The organism is Aminicella lysinilytica (assembly GCF_004362975.1).
In the GTDB taxonomy this organism is placed as follows: Bacteria; Bacillota; Clostridia; order Peptostreptococcales; family Anaerovoracaceae; genus Aminicella; species Aminicella lysinilytica.
Genome location: NZ_SNXO01000025.1, coordinates 1 through 18,050, shown reverse-complemented (window position 1 = coordinate 18,050; position 18,050 = coordinate 1). Strand labels below are relative to the sequence as shown.

Here is an 18,050-nt window from a genome sequence, read left to right as displayed (position 1 = left end):
TGGGTAATTGTCAGAAAACAAGAATTGTGGTACAATTTATCAGTAAAGGAGCAGTATGAATCTACCATCTTCTTCACAACTGAATACTAGGACCCTAGCTAGGATTTTCGACAATAAGAGCGAGAGTTACAAGCTCTTTTGGTTCAAGGCAATCCTGAAGAATGTCGGCGAAGGAAGGGCAGAGATGTCATATGGAGATCTGATCGATCAGATGATAATCGACGCTTGGTATATGGTCAGCGAATTTCATCTGAATCTTGGACCGGCAGATACGCTGGAAAAGATCGTTTTGCGCTTGGCTGAAATAAGCGGTTTGACACCGTCAGAAAAGCCTGAGAAAATCAAAGACTATCTCGCTGAATGCAATGACGCAGAGATTTTGCGCATGAAGAAAACCCTTACGCTTAATGTGCCGTACAGACTTCAGGCTCCTTTTATGCCGGAGGCCAACACGGCTTTCTGGAAGCAGAGCCCCGATGCGACTGTTGACTACATCAACAGGAAAACCGGGATGATCTACACTATTTACAGGGCTCGAGGTCTTGAGAGCACCATTCGGATCCATGATGAATGGGTCGACTATATTAGTGAGAACTATGGTATTTTGCTTGGTTGGACGGATTTCAATCTAATCAATTACTTGCAGGGAAGGAATCCAACGGTACCGGGCATAGCCAGCAAACTATATCCGCCGCAGGTGCGCAAGCTGAATAATGTTATCAAGTATTGGCGCGGGATATCGGAGATCCATCCGATCATTGACATCTATGATGGCGAGGTTCTGGGCAGCAGAGAGATCACCATAGATCACTTTGTGCCATGGTCTTATGTGGCAAGCGATGAACTGTGGAATTTGATACCGACTAGCCGCAGCATCAACAGCAGCAAAAGCAACAACCTGCCGCGGTGGGATGCGTACTTTGAGAAGCTTTGTCGAGCGGAATACGACGCATACAAACTCACCCAGGAGAACAAAAATATCAAAGGACTTTTTGAGCGTTGCGCTCGTGAGAATCTGAACAGTGAAGAGGTCCGCCAGCGGTTGTACAGGCCGGGGCTCGACAGAACCGAATTCTCGGGACAACTGTCAGAGATAATGATGCCGGTCTATGAATCCGCGCGGAACATGGGCTTCGGAGAATGGGAGTTTAGATGAAAGATTACGAGAAGAAAACGCTGGATACATATAACGAGACGGCTCAGGACTTCTTCGATTCCACTGTTGGCGGCGATATGACGTCTCTCTGCGATCACTTTCTGGAGTGCGTTAAGACATCGTTTCCGAAGGAAGATGTTCCAAGCATTTTGGATCTAGGTTGTGGATCCGGCAGGGATACCAAATATTTTCTAACAAAAGGTTACCGGGTCACGGCTGTGGATGGCTCTGCGGAGTTATGCCGGCTGGCGAGCGACTATACTGGCATTGAGGTTATAAATCAAACATTCGAAGAACTTGACTATGAAGAGGCTTTCGATGGTGTGTGGGCCTGCGCGTCCTTGCTCCATGTAGCAAAGGAAGACATGCACGGCATGATCTGCCGCATTGAGCGCGCCTTGACGCCCGGGGGAGTCTTCTATACTTGTTTTAAGAACGGTTCCTCTGAAGAATTCCGTGGAGGACGGTACTATAGCGACTATAGTAAGGATGCTGTAGCAGAGTTATTTGCTGATACAAACCTGCGACTTCAGGAAACATTCTTGACTGGAGACGTGCGTGATGGTCGCGACAGCGAGCAGTGGGTGAATATAATTGCGGCGAAATTGAAATGAGGTATCTATGGACATTAAGATAAAGGTTATGCTAGTGGGAATGCTGGCTTTCTCATTCTTGCTTGATATGATTTTCAACAAATCTAGGAAAGCAAAGTATAAGGGCAAGAAGGGGGAAGCGGCTGTTAGCTCGCTTCTGAAGAAACTCCCCGATGCATATAGAGTAATCAATGATGTGGTAGTGAAAAGCAACAAGGGTGTAACGCAGATAGACCATGTAGTTGTGTCGGAATTCGGCATATTCGTTATTGAGACGAAAAACTACAAGGGAGTAATAATCGAATCGCCAGATGCCGATAAATGGAAACAAAAGTTAGGCAACACTACTAACAACTTCTACAATCCGCTGCGTCAAAATTATGGCCATATCAAGGCTTTGCAGACATTAACGGGATTGCCTGAATCAACATTCATTTCACTCATAGCATTTTCCTTGGATGCCAAATTAAGGGTGGACGATGCTGAAGGTAGAGTAGTGTATTTCAATAAGCTGACTACAGCAATCAAAGGGCATCAGGAGAAATTGCTGACAACAGAACAGGTGGCTACCGCTTGCGAGGCAATTAACGCAGGCGATATCGAATCAAAAGAAGTAATGGAAAAGCATAATCAAGACATCAAGGTTGCCAAGGCTGAAGAAGAATCCAAAATTGAGCAGAATATATGCCCAAAGTGCGGCGGCAAACTTGTGACGCGCAGCGGCAAATATGGAGAATTCATAGGATGCAGCAACTATCCTAAGTGCAGATTTACCAAGGATGCATAAGAAGTACAGATATGGAAGGTTGCAATGAATATGTTTATAAACAAGAAATCAATTGGTCACTTTTGACAGAAGGAATAACCTTGCCTGTTGAAAATCAGGTCGTTTTCGGAAGAATAATGAACCGTTACTTAACTAAAGGTGAGCAGAAACCAATAAAGATATTTCTGAATGGGAAGTCCTATGACGCAAAGGTTGTAAATGTAAACTTTGATAAGAAGTTTAATCGTAAGACTGATGTAATACAAATTCGATATCCCAGAAATGGAGATTTGGCTCGTGAATTACAGCAGATATTCGCATCGAGTTATAACTTCTTCTCAAATGCGAGGAAGATACGCCCTGAGGGCTCTAGATCGATTCCGAAGCTACCGGAAGATGTAAAAGAATACCTAGCAATCTATACAACGGAGTATGATGATACTTATGAATTTGATACTATAGGAGTTACAGATATCGAGGCAGTAAAACAAGATGTTGCAGGTAAATCAGAGTATTTATATGAGGCAAATTACGATATAGATATGGAGGACACAACATCAACGATAAATGAAGTTCAAGGAGTATATAAAGTCAGGAAACTGAATCGCAAGATAGGCGATAATCTGAAATTGCTATATGGATACAGGTGTCAGATTTGTGGGCAGTTGATTGGAGAAGAATATGACTCACATGTTGCTGAAGCTCATCACATAGATTATTACGTGAACAGTTTAAACAACGATGCAAGCAATCAAATGATAGTTTGCCCCAACCATCACAGAATAATACACGATGCGGATCCAATATTTAATAGAATAGGATTAAAATATGTGTATAAAAATGGTCTCGAAGAGCCATTGCGATTGAATCAACACTTGTAGGGGATAAAGTTAATGATACAGAAACTATACAAATGTTACTTTATCACGGGGTACAAATATGAGTATAGTTATTATCTAAAAGAAGGTAGGGTACGGTTTACGATTACCTTTAGTTAGGAGATGTGGAAGATGAACACGGCTTTTAGTAATAGTATAGATCAATTTTTAGAAAGAACAGATATTTTAAATGCTGATGAGGACGTTCTAATTTTCTTTAAAGGATTCCCATTAGATTTTTATGAATCAATTGAACATACAGGGATAAAACACTTTACCAATAATTGGGACGGTCAATACCCTGATATACGCAAAATCAAAGGAACTGATTATTTAAGCCCTTTGATTTCTGCTCATGGACAAGTATGGGGATTTTATGAAGAACTAATTGCTTTGGCTGATATATTGTCTGATTTCTCAGCATTTCCAGGGAAAATAGTTGTTGTGGATAATAACCTTTTTCATTATTATTATCCAATACCATGCTTAAGCCCTCAAAAGGATGTTGAAGAATGCTTCAATAATGAAACAATAAAACAACCAGATAGTTACATTTCACAGTTCTATTCGGACTACAAAGTCGATGGTGATATTCTCTTACTTTCGTATGTTAATAAGCACTATGAAGTTGATGTTAATTTAAGAATTGAAGAACTCGATTTTTATGATACGCACATTATAGATGCTTATAATGTGCGTAATGAGTGTTGCATTGATATAACTATTTCTAGTTTAGTACATACAAAGTATCTTCTGCAGGATGGCAGGCTAGAAGAAGGAAAATATAGAATACTAGGAGATGCGACCACTGACTTAAATAACGAAATATGCGTAATGAATGTATTGGGATCTTTTTACAATATAGTGTTTGGGATTTCTGAGACAGAGATGCAGAAAAGGGAAGAAACAGAAGAGTGTCATTTGGATTTGCTAAAAAAATATTGGGGTAAAGATGCAGAGTTTAGAAATAATAAGTTTTATACTCATCCTGATGTGAGCAATGAAACGGTTGATATTTCTCAGGGAATAATTATTGCAGATATAATAAAGCAATGCCTTGATGCAAAAAAAAATGATACTCAGTATTCTGACATTATAGTTACAGCTCCTACAGGGGCAGGTAAATCAGTTTTCTTTCAAATTCCAGCCATATATCTTCATGAGAGAGAGACGGATAAACCGCTTACAATAGTACTTTCACCGCTTATTGCATTAATGAAAGATCAAGTGTTAGAGTTGCAAGAGCGAGGAATAGAATATGCAACATATATTAATTCGACCATTTCATATAAAGAGAGGATGCGGAGGTTAGATGGCATAAAAGATGGTGAGTATTCTATTGTTTATTTATCTCCAGAATTACTATTGTCATCAGATATTTCGACTTTAATTGGGGAACGTAAAATAGGTCTTATGGTCATAGACGAGGCACATTTAGTCACTTCGTGGGGTAGGGATTTCAGAGTTGATTATTGGTTTTTAGGAGATCATATAGAAAGAATAAGAAGGGGTACATCTAGGTCATCCCAGCAAACTAGTACTTTCCCAATGTTATGCTTGACTGCAACCGCTGTTTATGGAGGAAGGGACGACGTAATAAATGATCTTCAAGGAAGCCTACACTTAACATGCTACTCAGGGCATATGTACATAGGGTATGTTCGTCGCGATAATATTATTTTTGATATACGTCAAGTCAATACAAAAAACAAAGATAAAGAGGAAAAATTGCAGCTTACTACTGCGGCCGTATGTAAATATGTAAAAAAACATCAAAAAACAATTGTATACTTTCCATACAAATCTCAAATAGAGGATGTTCTGACCAATATTACTGATAAGTATCCGGATATTGCAACTAAGGTAACACGGTATTATAGCAGTGACATGGAAAGTGCGGAAAGAGATAAAAGCTATGATAGTTTTAAAGATTCAGATGCTACAGTAATGTTAGCAACTAAAGCTTTTGGTATGGGAATAAATATCAGCGATGTTGAGAATATATACCACTATGCGCCTACGGGTGCGCTAGCTGATTATGTACAAGAAATTGGGAGAGCTGCAAGAAAGCTGAAAGTAGGCTATGCTATAACTGACTACCTTGGATCAGATATGAATTATGCAAGAACACTATGGGGGCTCTCGGGGCTTAGGCATTATCAGATCAAAGCAATAATAAATAAACTATGTTCTATATATGAGGAAAAGAAGCACCGCAATCTGCTTGTTTCTCCAGATACATTTAGCTATTTGTTTGACACGGAAAGTGTAGACCTTAAACTGAAAAGTGGATTGATGCTTCTAAGCACAGATTTGCTGAACAAGTATCATTTTAAAGTTATTACAGTTAGATCAAAAAATCTGTTTTCAAAACAGTATATTATTGTACCTAATGAGATTGAAGAACAATTTTTAGAGCGATACGGACGGTATTGTGAGATGATGCAAGACTGCATGCCAGATCAACAGTATTCGTATGGAAAAGCAGGTGATTGTATAATAACGAAAACTGGCAATGTCTTTGAAATAGACTTAGGAGAAATTTGGGAAAATGACTTTTCAAATGAAACCTTTGCACAGTTTAAGTATAATTTTTTTAATGGTAAATTGTTTGATTATGGCAAACATAAAATTGTACCAAACATGAAACTTACAATTAATTACAATCCAGGATATGATAAAATAGAATTAAGGTTTAAGGAAGTTTGCAGAGCAATTCAAGATACTTTTAATGATATTAAGAGGCTGTTTGGTGGAAGAAGATTTACAATGAAGGATTTTAGTTCCTTATTCAATAAGCGATTTGATCCGAAAATAAAACAAGAATATCTTAAACTACTTTTAGAATTGTTCTGCTTTGACCATGTAGAAACATATAACAATCCATCGGAACCATGGAAGTTTATTGAAAAGAAAAGGGGTGAAGCTGGCAAGAACATAAACATAATAGAATCGATGTATTCAATAAAGACGCAAAGGTATTCCTATATCTCAAACAATTTAAAAAAGTATTTTTGGCAAGCAAAACCTAATATGAAAGATGGAATTCACTATGTCACATATTTAACGGTGCCAAAGCCAGGCACGCAAGTGTCGTATCAGCAATTAATGGCGTCAATTTTGCAATTGTTTGGACTTGCAACTTATGAGTATGAGGGAGGTAAGAATCCGCAGATATTTGTGCGTATAAATGACCCTAGAAAGCTGATGAAGATGCGTAGCGACAATTATAATTATAAAAATGGGATTTTATCGGACATAGAAAACAGGCATAAAAGAGCAGTTCGCATTATGAATAGCTTTATGATAAATAAGTACTCGAATGATGAACGTTGGGACATTATAGAAAATTATTTTTTAGGACATGATACCATTGTGGATAGTAAACTCGAAACCAACAAAGTGAAAAGGAATGATGTGGAAATAGATATAACAAATGGCGTTGAATATGATGGGAGCGACTATCATACTATATGGGATAGTATAGTAGCATCCTTCACATCTAATGACAATGAAATCAAACTTTCAACAGAACTGGTTAAACGCTCTGACGAATTTAACAATCATGAAAGACCTGTTAGTGGAGATGTATCGATAGATGGGCAGTCACTTGATTGCAATTGTGATTTGATTTGGGTAAAATCAAGAGTAATGTATTTTATGGCAGATGAGGATAAAGAAATTCCATATTACAATATACCAGGCTGGACATGTTTCTTTGGAGCTGATCCGAATTTGACAGTTGACAGAATACTAAACGCAATAGAGGTGATAGAATAATGGCTATTATGATACCAGATGTTCCGCATACACACAGTGAGGCCAGCATGGAGGGATTGATGTTTAGTGCACTTAAAAAGTTGCCTAAAGACTATTATGTTTTACATTCAATGAAGATTGCAACTGTTAAGGGCAATACATATAGTGAAAATGAAGGGGATTTTATCATTTTTAATCAGTATAAAGGTGTTCTGTGCTTAGAGGCTAAAGCAGGGCACGTTAAATACGAAAATGGTAAATGGTACTATGGCAATGGAGTTCCGATGAAACAAGGGGGACCTTTTAGGCAAGCAGACCATTTCAAGTATAGGCTGATTGATTATATTAATGAAAAAAATAGGGGAAGCATTATCACTAGATGTAAATTCGTCCATGCGGTATGGTTTCCGTCAGTATCAAGAAGCAGTGTTGATGAGGTAAATTTGCCTTCCGATTGTCCTAAGGAGCAAGTTTTAACGAAAGAAGCACTTGAAAACCCACTTCCTTTTGTGGACAGGATTTTTTCTTTGAACATACCAATTGCTGGAGGGGACGTAGTCACAAAACTGTCGAGTACTGATGCGAAGATCATGATTGAAGAAATACTATGCCCGCATTTTGATATTTTCCCAATAAATACAACTGAAGTTGACATCAAAAAAATAGTATTCCATCAACTTTTAGAGGAACAAATTAAAGTGCTGGATTTTTTGTCAGAACAAAGGAGTGCTGTTATTAATGGTGCAGCTGGAACTGGAAAAACCATGGTCGCATTAGAAAAAGCTAGGCGTCATGCGAACTTTCAGGAAAGAGTTCTCTTTTTATGCTACAATTACAAACTTAGAGAATATCTAGTTGCACATTTCGAAAACGAATACATAGATTATTACACTATTGATGGTTTTGCATGTAAATTATGTAACAATAGTTTTCCTGATTATGAAATGCTGAGAGAGTGTTTGCTACAAAAGTACATTGATGGTACATTTGGTTATAAACATATTATTATTGATGAAGGACAAGATTTTGGATTTGACAATATTGAAGAAGCAAGCATTATTGATTTGTTAGAGTCTATGGTAGTAAACGAAATAGTAAATGGTACATTTTACATTTTTTATGACAATTTGCAACTGGTCCAAGCTGACAAAATACCAGGATATATTAGAAATGCAGATTGCAAATTAACATTATACCGGAATTGTAGGAATACAATCAATATAGCTAAAACATCATTGCGACCTATAAGCGAGAGAAGACCTAATATGATGGAAAACTGTATTAGAGGAACATTGCCCACATTGGGATTTTGTAGTAGTAAGCATGATATTATAGCAAGTGTTGATAGAGCTATAGCAAACTCTAAGGCAGCAGGGTATGTTGATACAGTATTGCTAACATGCAAAACTGAAGGAACAAGTTGGTTGTCTGATTTTACTAAGAATGATACATACAAAGAGGATACGCGCTTTTTTACATGTAGGAAGTTCAAAGGATTAGAGGCTGACTCTGTAATACTTGTTGACGTTGATGCTGAAGCGTTTTATGAAAAAAATATTTTGCTATTTTATGTAGGAGCATCTCGTGCACGCTTAAATTTAGAGATTATATCTTCGCTTAATGATGATGAGTGTGCAAACATATTACAACACAATTTTAGTAAAGTCGGAAGAATAAAACATCCTAAAAAAGAATTGGCAAATACCTTAAATTCAATTCCAAAAGTAGATTAATTTAAAATAAGAGTTTATATAAAGGCATAGCAAACTGAAGTTACTAAATGAACGGAGGAAAACAAATGGCAAATTTTGAATATGAAATAGTGAAATCTCTCGGAGTTATCTCTGAGCGTGCTAAGGGCTGGACTAGGGAACTGAACTTAATCTCATGGAACGGCGCAGCGCCTAAATACGATATACGTGACTGGGCGCCTGACCATGAGAAGATGGGTAAGGGCATCACGTTGAGCAAAGAAGAAGCTGAAACTTTGTGCGAGCTTCTCAGCAATCAATAGGAGCAAACCATGAACATACAGATATTCGGCATTAAGAAGTGCTTTGATACTAAGAAGGCGCAGCGGTATTTCAAGGAACGGGGGATCAGATTCCAGTTCATTGACCTGAAGGAAAAGGGCATGAGCAAGGGCGAACTCACAAGCGTCATGCAGGCCGTAGGTGGCCTCGACGAAATGCTGAACCCCAAGACCAAAGACCAGGACGGATTAGCTTTGATCAAGTACATATCCGACACCACCAAGATCGACAACCTGCTGGAAAACCAGCACCTTTTGCGCACGCCGGTGGTCAGGAACGGCAAGAAGGCAACCGTCGGCTACCAGCCGGACGTGTGGAAGACCTGGGAGTGACAGGAAAGTAAGCACCAAGAAGGAAAGTAAGACAAGGGAGAAATCTTATGGATAACACCAAACCCAACACAATGAAAAAACGCCTGATCCTGGTAATGGATTTTTTGCGCGAGAAGTCGGATCAGGACCACCCTCAGGACACCCATCAGCTCCTGCGCTACCTGGAGAGCCAGGGGGTCAACACCAACCGCAAGACTCTGAAGAGCGACCTGGACCTGCTGGTGGACTGCGGCATCGACATCATCACAATCCCCAGCAAGCCCAACAAATACTACTGGGGCCAGCGGGAATTCGAGATCCCGGAGTTGCAGCTGCTCATCGACGCCGTGCTTTCGTCGCGGTTCATAACCAAGAAGAAAAGCAGGGAGCTGGCGCGCAAAATCAGCGGCCTGGCCAGCGACAGCCAGAAGAAAAAGCTGGAGCGACACATGAACACGGCAGGCCGGGTGAAGCCTGTCAACGAGAACATTTTCTACATAGTCAACGACGTCAACGACGCCATCAATCGCAAACGGAAGATCACTTTCAAATACATCGAGTACAGCCCGGAGAAGAAAAAGATCCTGCGCAACGACGGCGAAGTCTACGAGCTGAGCCCCTATGCCTTGTACTGGAACGATGATTTCTATTATGTCATCGGCTGGTCGGATAAGCACGATAATGTATCTGCCTTCCGGGTGGACCGCATGGACAGCGTGGCCATCAGCGATGAGGCGGCGGAGAAAAAGCCAAAGGGATTCAGGCTGGACGATTATTCCAGGCAGATTTTCGAGATGTATGACGGCCAGGGGGTTCGGGTGAAGCTGGAATGCAGGAACGAACTCATGAAGTATGTCATCGACAAGTTCGGCGAGAGGGTGAAGACGGAAGTGGCCACACGGTCGACTTTCTATGTGTGGGCGGATGTGGCCCTGAGCCCGACTTTCTACGCGTGGGTGTTCCGGTTCTCCGGCGGCATCAGGATACTTTCTCCTGACCAGGCCGTGGAGGAGATCGGAGATATGGCGCGGGACGTCATGGGAGAAGCGTAAGCTGCTAAATTGATTTATGAAAGGATGGTGAGAGCCATGACAGAATACAGACCACCATTTGAAATGACAGATGAAATCGTGAATATGATATCAGATATAGCAGAACTATCCGGAGTGATCACAGTTACTTCTGCCCTTGATACTAATCTTACTCTCAGGAGAGAGAATCGTATTAAAACGATTTACTCTTCTCTTGCTATTGAGCAAAACACTCTGTCTATAGATCAGGTGACTGATGTTATCAACGGTAAGAGGGTGCTGGCTCCGCCATCTGATATCAAGGAAGTTCAGAACGCCTATGAGATATATGACAAGCTTGATCAGATGGACCCATATTCAGTAGACGATTTGCTGGCAGCACATAAAGTTATGACAGGAGGTTTAGTCAAGGAAGCCGGGATGTTTCGTTCCGGGAATGTCGGAGTTTATGATGGGGATAAATTGATTCATGCAGGAACGCCGGCGGCATATGTTCCGGAAGTTATGGAGCAGCTTTTCAGCTGGCTTAAGGGAAACGAGTATCATCCCCTTGTGAGAGCATGTTTATTTCATTACGAATTTGAATTCATACATCCTTTCGAAGATGGGAATGGACGCATGGGGAGATTATGGCATACACTTATTCTTTCTAAGTGGAAGCCTTTCTTCGCATGGCTGCCAATCGAATCTCTGATCCACGACAATCAGAGGAAGTATTATGAAGTACTTGCTGAGGCAGATAAGAATACAGATGCAGGCGTATTTGTCACGTTCATGCTTGGGCTCATAAATGAGGCAATGCAGCAGGTAGTCAATACAGAAAATGTCGGAATAAATGTCGGAATAAATGTCGGAATAAACGGAGAGAAAATCATAGATTTACTAAAAGAAGATCCTAAGCTGAATGCTGTTAAACTTGCGGAGAAACTTGGACTCACGAGCAGACAGGTGGAGAGGCTGTTATCAGATTTGAAAAGAGAGGGGAAACTCAGAAGGGTAGGAGCTAACAAGAATGGATACTGGGAAATACTTGGATATTGATCTATAAAACAAGATAAAAACGGGAAATGCGTTTTTAAAATGGTAATTGGTCATAAAACGCATTTCCCTATTGACAATCCTAATTGTATCTGATATAGTTACATTAATCAGTAACCCAAACGGTTACATTTGTCGGGGCGCAGCCGCGGCAGCGACGCAAGTCGCGTCAGAAGTTATACTTTGTGAATGAGGGATATTAAGATGAAGAAATTATTGAGCATGATTTTTGTCGTAGCCATGGCCTTGGTCATAGTCAGCTGCGGCAGCGGAGGCAGCAGCGATGACACTGTTTCCACAGCCAAGGGCGATAGCCTTTTCGGCAATTTCACCGCCCAGACCATAAGCGGCGACAAGGTAGATCAGACAGTATTCAGCGGCAAGAAGCTGACCATGATCAATGTGTGGGCTACATTCTGCAGCCCGTGTATCAACGAGATGCCGGAACTTGGGGAGATCAGCAAGGAATATGCGGATAAGGGTTTTCAGCTTATCGGAATTCCGGCTGACGTGACCGACAACAACGGCGGCCTGGACAAGGACATGGTGGCTAAAGCCAAGAAGATAGTCAAGCAGACTAAGGCAAGCTATATGCACATTCTGCCGTCGACGGATCTTATCAACGCCAAACTGTCCGACGTTTCATCGGTGCCGGAGACATTCTTCGTAGATGAAGAGGGCGACCAGATCGGCCAGAGTTACGTAGGCGCCAGGTCCAAGTCTGAGTGGAAGAAGATAATCGACGAGCTGCTGAAGAGCGTAGAGTAGCGGGGCGGCATCGGTATTGCTGAAGAGCGTAGAGTAGCGGGCGACACAGTTATTGCTGAAGAGTGTCCGGTAGCCGGTGCATCTGAAAGGAACAGAAATGAGCAAGCGCAGATACAATCTCATAGCCGCGGGGGTCCTGATCCTGGGCGTAGCCTTCATGGTCATCGGCTTTCATCGTGGCGAGGTCCAGGTCATCTGGCAGAAGTCCATCCGGATCTGCCTGGAATGTATAGGGATCGGGTAAAGCTATGAGGAAACTGAAAGACAACATCCGAATAATCGTCCAGTTGGCCTTCGCGGCCCTGACCAACGGATACGCACAGGGATTCGTCCGAGGCGACATATACAAGGGCAACCTGAAAATGGCCTGCGTGCCGGGACTCAACTGCTACAGCTGTCCGGGCGCCTTGGGATCCTGTCCCATCGGCTCCCTTCAGGCGACACTGAACAGCGGCACATATAAAATCGCCTTCTACGTAGTGGGATTTTTCATGGTCGTCGGAGCACTGCTGGGGAGAGTAGTCTGCGGCTGGCTTTGCCCCTTCGGCCTCGTGCAGGACCTTTTGTACAAAATACCCTTTGTGCGAAAGCTGAAAAACCTCCCCGGCGACCGGGCCCTTCGCTGGCTGAAATACGGCGTGCTGCTGGTGCTGGTCATACTTCTGCCCATGTTCGTCATGGACGCCACCGGCCAGGGCAAGCCGTGGTTCTGCGAGTACGTGTGCCCGTCGGGAACACTGACAGCGGGCCTGCCCTTAGTACTGCTGAACAAAGGTCTGCGCGGCATTCTCGGCTGGCTCTACGTCTGGAAGGTGGCTGTGCTGGCGGCCGTGGTCATACTGTCGGTCATAGTGTACAGGCCATTCTGCAAGTACGTCTGCCCCCTGGGCGCCGTCTACGGAGCCTTCAACAAAATTTCCTTTGTGGGCTACGCGGTGGACATGGACAAATGCACCCGCTGCGGCCATTGCGGCGACGTGTGCAAAATGGATGTGAAATTATTTGAAAACCCCGGCAGCGCTGAGTGCATCAGGTGCGGGGATTGCCGGAAGGCCTGCCCTGCAGGGGCCATCAGCCTGAGGAACTTCAGCGGACGGCCAGCCCCATCGGCGCCGGCCTGCGAAATCAGAAGGAGTGAAAAATGACAGCAGAATTCATAGTAGCAGTTCACGCAATAGTGTTTCTGAATCATAAGGGGTGCTGCGTTTCCAGCGAGGAGATCGCCGAGAACATATGCACCAACCCGGCCCGGGTCCGCAAAGTCCTGGCCCGCCTGAAGAAGGCCGGCCTGGTGGGTTCTAAAGGCGGAATCGAGGGCGGTTACTATTTTACGGGGAAGGCCGCAGAGGTCTCTCTCAATGATATATTCGATGCGGTGGGAGCCGACATCGTCAATGTGAAGTGGCGCTCCGGCAGTCAGGATATCGACTGCCTCATCGCCTGCGGGATGGCGGGGATCATGGATGACGTCTTCCGGCAGCTCAACGACAGCTGCGCGGAGACCCTGTCGAAGATAACTATCGCCGGCATAGATAACAAGCTGTTCGGCGCTAATGGAGGTAAGAAATGAATTACGATGCAATAATAATCGGTTTTGGTAAAGGCGGCAAAACTCTTGCTGGCCAGCTGGCTTCTCAGGGCGAAAGTGTCGCCTTGGTAGAGCAGTCGAACAAAATGTATGGCGGCACCTGCATTAATGTGGGCTGCATTCCGTCTAAGTCTCTGGTCCACTCGGCCGCAGCCTCAGCCGCAAAAGCCGACGCAGCCTCAGCCTAAGCCGCAAAAGCCGACGCAGCCGCAGCCTCTGGCGCTGCCGGTTCGGCTGCCGATGCCTCAGCCTCCGGCACTGCCGGCTCGTCTGCCGATGCCGACGCAGCCTGGGCTGTCAGGGCCGCAGACTATAAAGCCGCTATCGAAGAAAAGCGCCGCGTGACTTCCATGCTCCGTGGCAAAAACTACCACAAGTTGGCGGACCTGCCCAACGTGGATGTCATCGACGGCAAAGGGACTTTTCTAAGTCCGACAGAGGTTCGCGTAGACAAGACTGCCGGAGATTCTGCATCCGGCGCTTCCGGCTCCGATAGCCTCGTCATTTCGGCTGAGAAAATTTTCATCAATGCCGGCGGAACCCCTGTGATTCCAAATATCGCAGGCCTAGCCGGAAACCCGAAAGTCTTTTTCAGCGAGACTCTCATGGATCTGGACGAACTGCCTAAACGCCTGACTATTGTCGGCGGCGGTTACATAGGTCTGGAATTCGCTTCTATGTATTCCTCCTTCGGCTCCAAGGTGACCCTCCTTCAGGACGGCGCCCGCTTCATCCCCCGCGAAGACGAGGATGTTGCCGCCGAGATCAAGGCCCTGCTTGAAGCTCAGGGCGTGACATTCGTATTCGAAGCAAAAACTCAGGAGCTGGGAGCTGACGGCACCGTGAAGTATCTTTTGAATGATGAGCTCGTGGAGTTGCCATCGGATGCGATCCTGGTAGCCACAGGCCGCAAGCCGAATACTGCGGATCTGGGTCTGGATGCGGCCGGCGTCAAAGTCACTGACCGCGGCGCTATAATCGTGGATGACCACAATGCCACAAGCCAGCCGGGGATCTGGGCAATGGGAGATGTTACCGGCGGTCTCCAGTTCACATACGTTTCCCTGGACGACTACCGCGTAGTTTCCGCCGACCTGGCAGGGGGAGCCTATGATTTGAAAGCGCGCCGCAATGTGCCTTACAGCGTTTTCATGGCAACGCCTTTCAGTAGAGTCGGCATCAATGAGCAGGAAGCAGCAAAAGCCGGCCTGGATGTTCGCATCGTGAAGATGCCGACGGCCGCGGTTCCTAAAGCTCGGGTTTTGCGCCGTCCGCAGGGATTGCTGAAAGCCATAGTCGACAAAAACACTGATAAGATCCTCGGCGCCGAGCTTCTCTGTGAGGAGTCCTATGAGATGATAAATATCGTGAAACTGGCCATGGATCTGGACGCAGATTACCAGGTCCTGAAAAACCAGGTGTTCACTCACCCGACCATGAGCGAGTCGCTTAACGACCTGTTCTCACTGGTGAAATAGGGAGCACTGAATAGTTGCTCGATTTTAATAGATATCTGTTTATGACGATCCGGGATTGCGGGCGAGCCTACTCAAAGGGCTCAGGCCCGCGGACCCGGATTCGTTTTGTTTTATCCCAGTTGCCGAGTCCTTGATTTCCAGTTGCCGAGTCTCAATTCCCCGGTTGTCGAGTCTCAATTCCCCGGTTGCCGCGCACCTCTTATCTGATTATCTGGGGTAAACGTGCGAGCGCGCACGTATTGCCCTGCTTTAAGGAACGAAGGTGCGGATTAGTGAATCTGAATTTCATTTCCGCACTTATTTGTGATTCTCAGAGCATGGAGGTGCGCATATTGGAATTCTAACGATTGTCTGCGCACTTATAGGCTATTTCGGAGACCAGGAAGTGCGTCAACATTCCGATTTACTGCCATATAATTACATATATGGATTCTACATCCAGCACCACGCACCTTGACATCTTTGATCCAGGCAATAAGTGCGAATTTGGTTTACAATAAATAAAAAAACGCACTATCATCCTTGATATTGAACCAATACGTGCGTGGAACCCACCTGGCCAAGTGCGGGACCCAACTAGCTGTGCACGAGGCCCGTCTAGCCGAGTGTGACAACTCATTCAACTCAATGATAAGGCTCATCTGGCCGAGTTTGGAAACTCATTCCAACCCGGCGCCTGCGGGCCTGAGCCTTTTGGGTGGGCTCGCCCGCGGACCCGGGATGGATTTGGTGTGAAACCAGAATAATAAAAAATCCGAGTCGGTATTCTCGGATTTTTTATGTGCTTATTAATTATTAAATTTTGGGTTATTATGAGTTATTTATGAGAAAGAATGTTTGAAAGGATTTATGAATTCTAATGTCATTTCCTTTTGACAGTTATTATTATAGGCAATTAATGTGAAGATAGTATGCTGATTGATAGTACGCTATGTAAATAATGCGTGACAACACGTACATAGTGCTGTCATATTTGCCTCACATTGCAGATCGGCTATTGTTCCATCAATGGTACGATACATACATCGCTGAAGCTGCAATAATTATGACTATGTACCTTACTTAGTTGAGGCTATTACTGGTATTCCAGTGTTTTCGAGCTTTACGGTTCTTTATTTCTCACGATACTCCTCACGTTTTTATGCAAGTTACGACAACCAAAATGTGCTTCAAGCATTTTTTCGTTTTCCTAAATCTGGCGCTCAGCAAGGCCCGAACCATTCAGTGTCATAGCAGTGGCATATTATGTGACACAATAAATGTTGAAATGTCAACGTTTATACAGTTACACCCTTGTACTGGAATCTGAAATTCATAGTTTTATCATGCAAAGATTTATGCATAATCGTATGCATAAAGGTACCATTGATGGAACAATACCCTATGTAATAAGAGATAAATTATGGTATAATTTAGCAAGAAAATGCGGAGCGCAGAAACGCCCGCAAAAGCAAGGAGGTATAACCATGGCATTGAATTTTGTGCAGGGAGATATAACCAGGATGAAAGTCGACGCAGTTGTCAACGCGGCTAACCAGACGCTTCTCGGCGGCGGAGGCGTAGACGGCTGCATCCACAGGGCGGCGGGGCCGCAGCTCGTGGCTGAGTGCGCGACACTTGGAGGCTGCGAGACCGGCGACGCCAAAATCACCGGCGGCTACAACATGCCCTGCAAATACATAATCCACACGCCGGGGCCCATCTGGCACGGCGGCAAAGACGGGGAACCTGAACTGCTTCGGTCATGCTACAGAAGGAGCCTGGAACTGGCTGCAGAACACGATTGCAAGTCGATCGCATTCCCGCTGATTTCTTCAGGGATCTACGGTTATCCAAAGGAGCAGGCCATCAGGATGGCCATCGACACCATTAATGGATTTCTGAAAGATCACGACATAGAAGCGTACATTGTCGCCTACGATAAAAGGACATACGAGCAGTGCCTGAAAGTTGCGAATAACTGAAGCGCCCGCATGTCAGGCCTGGTTCTCTTTCAGTATTTTGAGGAGCGCCGGCCAGGGCCCTGAATTGTTGATCTGCCAGATGAGCCTGACCAGAGATTCTATGTCCATGGGATCCTGCCCCACAAACCAGTGAGTCATGAGATTCAGCTGGCCGCCGGTTATATATTCCATAATATAGCGACCTTCTACCGGCATGTCATCGAAAGCAAATCCGAAATTCTCGCAAATGCTGGATTTCACCTGCTGCTGAAGGGCTTTCTGCAATCTGACGCTGGGTCGGATCACGAAGAATATCTGCAACATCTGTTTGTGCGATTCATAAAATGCCGGGTACGATTCCAGCACCACCGACAAATCACCGCTGAGAAAGGTGCCGACTAATTTTTTGACTATGTCGATCACGTCTTCGGTGAATGCCGCCAGCGTCCTGTCATACAGATCGTAAATATCCAGATAGTGATCGTAAAAAGTCCCGCGGTTTATGCCCGCCTTTTCGGCCAGGGCTTTGACGCTGATTTTTTCCAGGGGCTTCTCCTCGTACAGGGACAAAAAAGCTCCTGTGATTTTTTCTTCTGTGGTTTTCATATGTATCTGAATATTTCGCGTCATAAGCACCAGTGATACTCTTTATGGCCCCACCTGTATAGTTGATAGCCCTACTTGACATCAATACGCACATTAGCTCCA

At 44.2% G+C, this 18,050-nt stretch carries 19 protein-coding genes; 17 read left to right on the top strand and 2 right to left on the bottom strand.

Annotated elements, in window-relative coordinates; all coding sequences use genetic code 11:
* Positions 1–55 precede the first annotated feature (55 nt).
* The 15 genes from EV211_RS07330 to EV211_RS07260 all read left to right on the top strand — a co-directional run bounded on the left by EV211_RS07330 (position 56) and on the right by EV211_RS07260 (position 14,109).
* Positions 56–1,156: an HNH endonuclease domain-containing protein gene (locus tag EV211_RS07330; RefSeq protein ID WP_133528777.1), complete on the top strand. Its 1,101-nt coding sequence runs from the start codon at positions 56–58 to the stop codon at positions 1,154–1,156.
* Positions 1,153–1,770: a class I SAM-dependent methyltransferase gene (locus tag EV211_RS07325; RefSeq protein ID WP_133528776.1), complete on the top strand. Its 618-nt coding sequence runs from the start codon at positions 1,153–1,155 to the stop codon at positions 1,768–1,770. Before EV211_RS07330 ends, EV211_RS07325 begins: the two co-directional genes overlap by 4 nt.
* Before the next feature lie 7 nt (positions 1,771–1,777).
* On the top strand, positions 1,778–2,536 hold the full coding sequence (locus tag EV211_RS07320; protein WP_133528797.1) for an NERD domain-containing protein: 759 nt from the start codon (positions 1,778–1,780) through the stop codon (positions 2,534–2,536).
* An 11-nt stretch (positions 2,537–2,547) separates the two neighbouring features.
* Positions 2,548–3,396: an HNH endonuclease gene (locus EV211_RS07315; protein WP_133528775.1), complete on the top strand. Its 849-nt coding sequence runs from the start codon at positions 2,548–2,550 to the stop codon at positions 3,394–3,396.
* A gap of 129 nt (positions 3,397–3,525) precedes the next feature.
* The gene (locus tag EV211_RS07310; RefSeq protein WP_166635406.1) at positions 3,526–7,173 is read left to right on the top strand and encodes a DEAD/DEAH box helicase; all 3,648 of its coding nucleotides are present in this window, start codon (positions 3,526–3,528) and stop codon (positions 7,171–7,173) included.
* Positions 7,173–8,885 carry an ATP-binding domain-containing protein gene (locus EV211_RS07305; protein ID WP_133528773.1) on the top strand — a complete coding sequence of 571 codons (1,713 nt, stop codon included), beginning with the start codon at positions 7,173–7,175 and terminating at the stop codon, positions 8,883–8,885. Before EV211_RS07310 ends, EV211_RS07305 begins: the two co-directional genes overlap by 1 nt.
* 65 nt (positions 8,886–8,950) lie before the next feature.
* Complete coding sequence (locus tag EV211_RS07300) at positions 8,951–9,166, top strand: YdbC family protein (RefSeq protein WP_133528772.1); 216 nt, start codon at positions 8,951–8,953, stop codon at positions 9,164–9,166.
* Positions 9,167–9,175: 9 nt separating this feature from the next.
* On the top strand, positions 9,176–9,517 hold the full coding sequence (locus EV211_RS07295) for an arsenate reductase family protein (protein WP_133528771.1): 342 nt from the start codon (positions 9,176–9,178) through the stop codon (positions 9,515–9,517).
* Between the two features lie 47 nt (positions 9,518–9,564).
* The gene (locus EV211_RS07290; RefSeq protein WP_133528770.1) at positions 9,565–10,548 is read left to right on the top strand and encodes a helix-turn-helix transcriptional regulator; all 984 of its coding nucleotides are present in this window, start codon (positions 9,565–9,567) and stop codon (positions 10,546–10,548) included.
* A gap of 36 nt (positions 10,549–10,584) precedes the next feature.
* Positions 10,585–11,568: a Fic family protein gene (locus EV211_RS07285; RefSeq protein ID WP_133528769.1), complete on the top strand. Its 984-nt coding sequence runs from the start codon at positions 10,585–10,587 to the stop codon at positions 11,566–11,568.
* 201 nt (positions 11,569–11,769) lie between these two features.
* Entirely contained in the window at positions 11,770–12,333 is a 564-nt protein-coding gene (locus EV211_RS07280) for a TlpA family protein disulfide reductase (RefSeq protein WP_133528768.1), read from the top strand.
* 97 nt (positions 12,334–12,430) lie between these two features.
* Positions 12,431–12,577 (top strand): CD1871A family CXXC motif-containing protein, encoded by a 147-nt coding sequence (locus EV211_RS07275; RefSeq protein WP_133528767.1) that lies wholly within the window; start codon positions 12,431–12,433, stop codon positions 12,575–12,577.
* 4 nt (positions 12,578–12,581) lie between these two features.
* Positions 12,582–13,478: a 4Fe-4S binding protein gene (locus tag EV211_RS07270; RefSeq protein ID WP_133528766.1), complete on the top strand. Its 897-nt coding sequence runs from the start codon at positions 12,582–12,584 to the stop codon at positions 13,476–13,478.
* Positions 13,475–13,903, top strand: a complete 429-nt coding sequence (locus EV211_RS07265) for an RrF2 family transcriptional regulator (protein ID WP_133528765.1) — start codon at positions 13,475–13,477, stop codon at positions 13,901–13,903. The genes EV211_RS07270 and EV211_RS07265 overlap by 4 nt, the downstream gene beginning before the upstream one ends.
* A complete protein-coding gene (locus EV211_RS07260; protein ID WP_330564629.1) occupies positions 13,900–14,109 on the top strand; it encodes an FAD-dependent oxidoreductase in 210 nt (69 codons plus the stop codon). Before EV211_RS07265 ends, EV211_RS07260 begins: the two co-directional genes overlap by 4 nt.
* Before the next feature lie 57 nt (positions 14,110–14,166).
* Here the strand turns inward: EV211_RS07260 and EV211_RS10990 are convergent, their stop codons facing one another.
* On the bottom strand, positions 14,167–14,295 hold the full coding sequence (locus EV211_RS10990) for a hypothetical protein (RefSeq protein ID WP_279222025.1): 129 nt from the start codon (positions 14,293–14,295) through the stop codon (positions 14,167–14,169).
* Between the two features lie 21 nt (positions 14,296–14,316).
* Between EV211_RS10990 and EV211_RS07255 the strand changes: the two genes are divergently transcribed.
* Complete coding sequence (locus EV211_RS07255) at positions 14,317–15,399, top strand: FAD-dependent oxidoreductase (protein WP_243108565.1); 1,083 nt, start codon at positions 14,317–14,319, stop codon at positions 15,397–15,399.
* A gap of 1,466 nt (positions 15,400–16,865) precedes the next feature.
* A complete protein-coding gene (locus EV211_RS07250) occupies positions 16,866–17,363 on the top strand; it encodes an O-acetyl-ADP-ribose deacetylase (protein ID WP_133528764.1) in 498 nt (165 codons plus the stop codon).
* A gap of 12 nt (positions 17,364–17,375) precedes the next feature.
* Here EV211_RS07250 and EV211_RS07245 read toward each other — a convergent pair whose 3' ends face one another.
* Positions 17,376–17,972, bottom strand: coding sequence for a TetR/AcrR family transcriptional regulator (locus EV211_RS07245; RefSeq protein WP_133528763.1), 597 nt, complete (start codon positions 17,970–17,972; stop codon positions 17,376–17,378).
* Positions 17,973–18,050 lie beyond the last annotated feature (78 nt).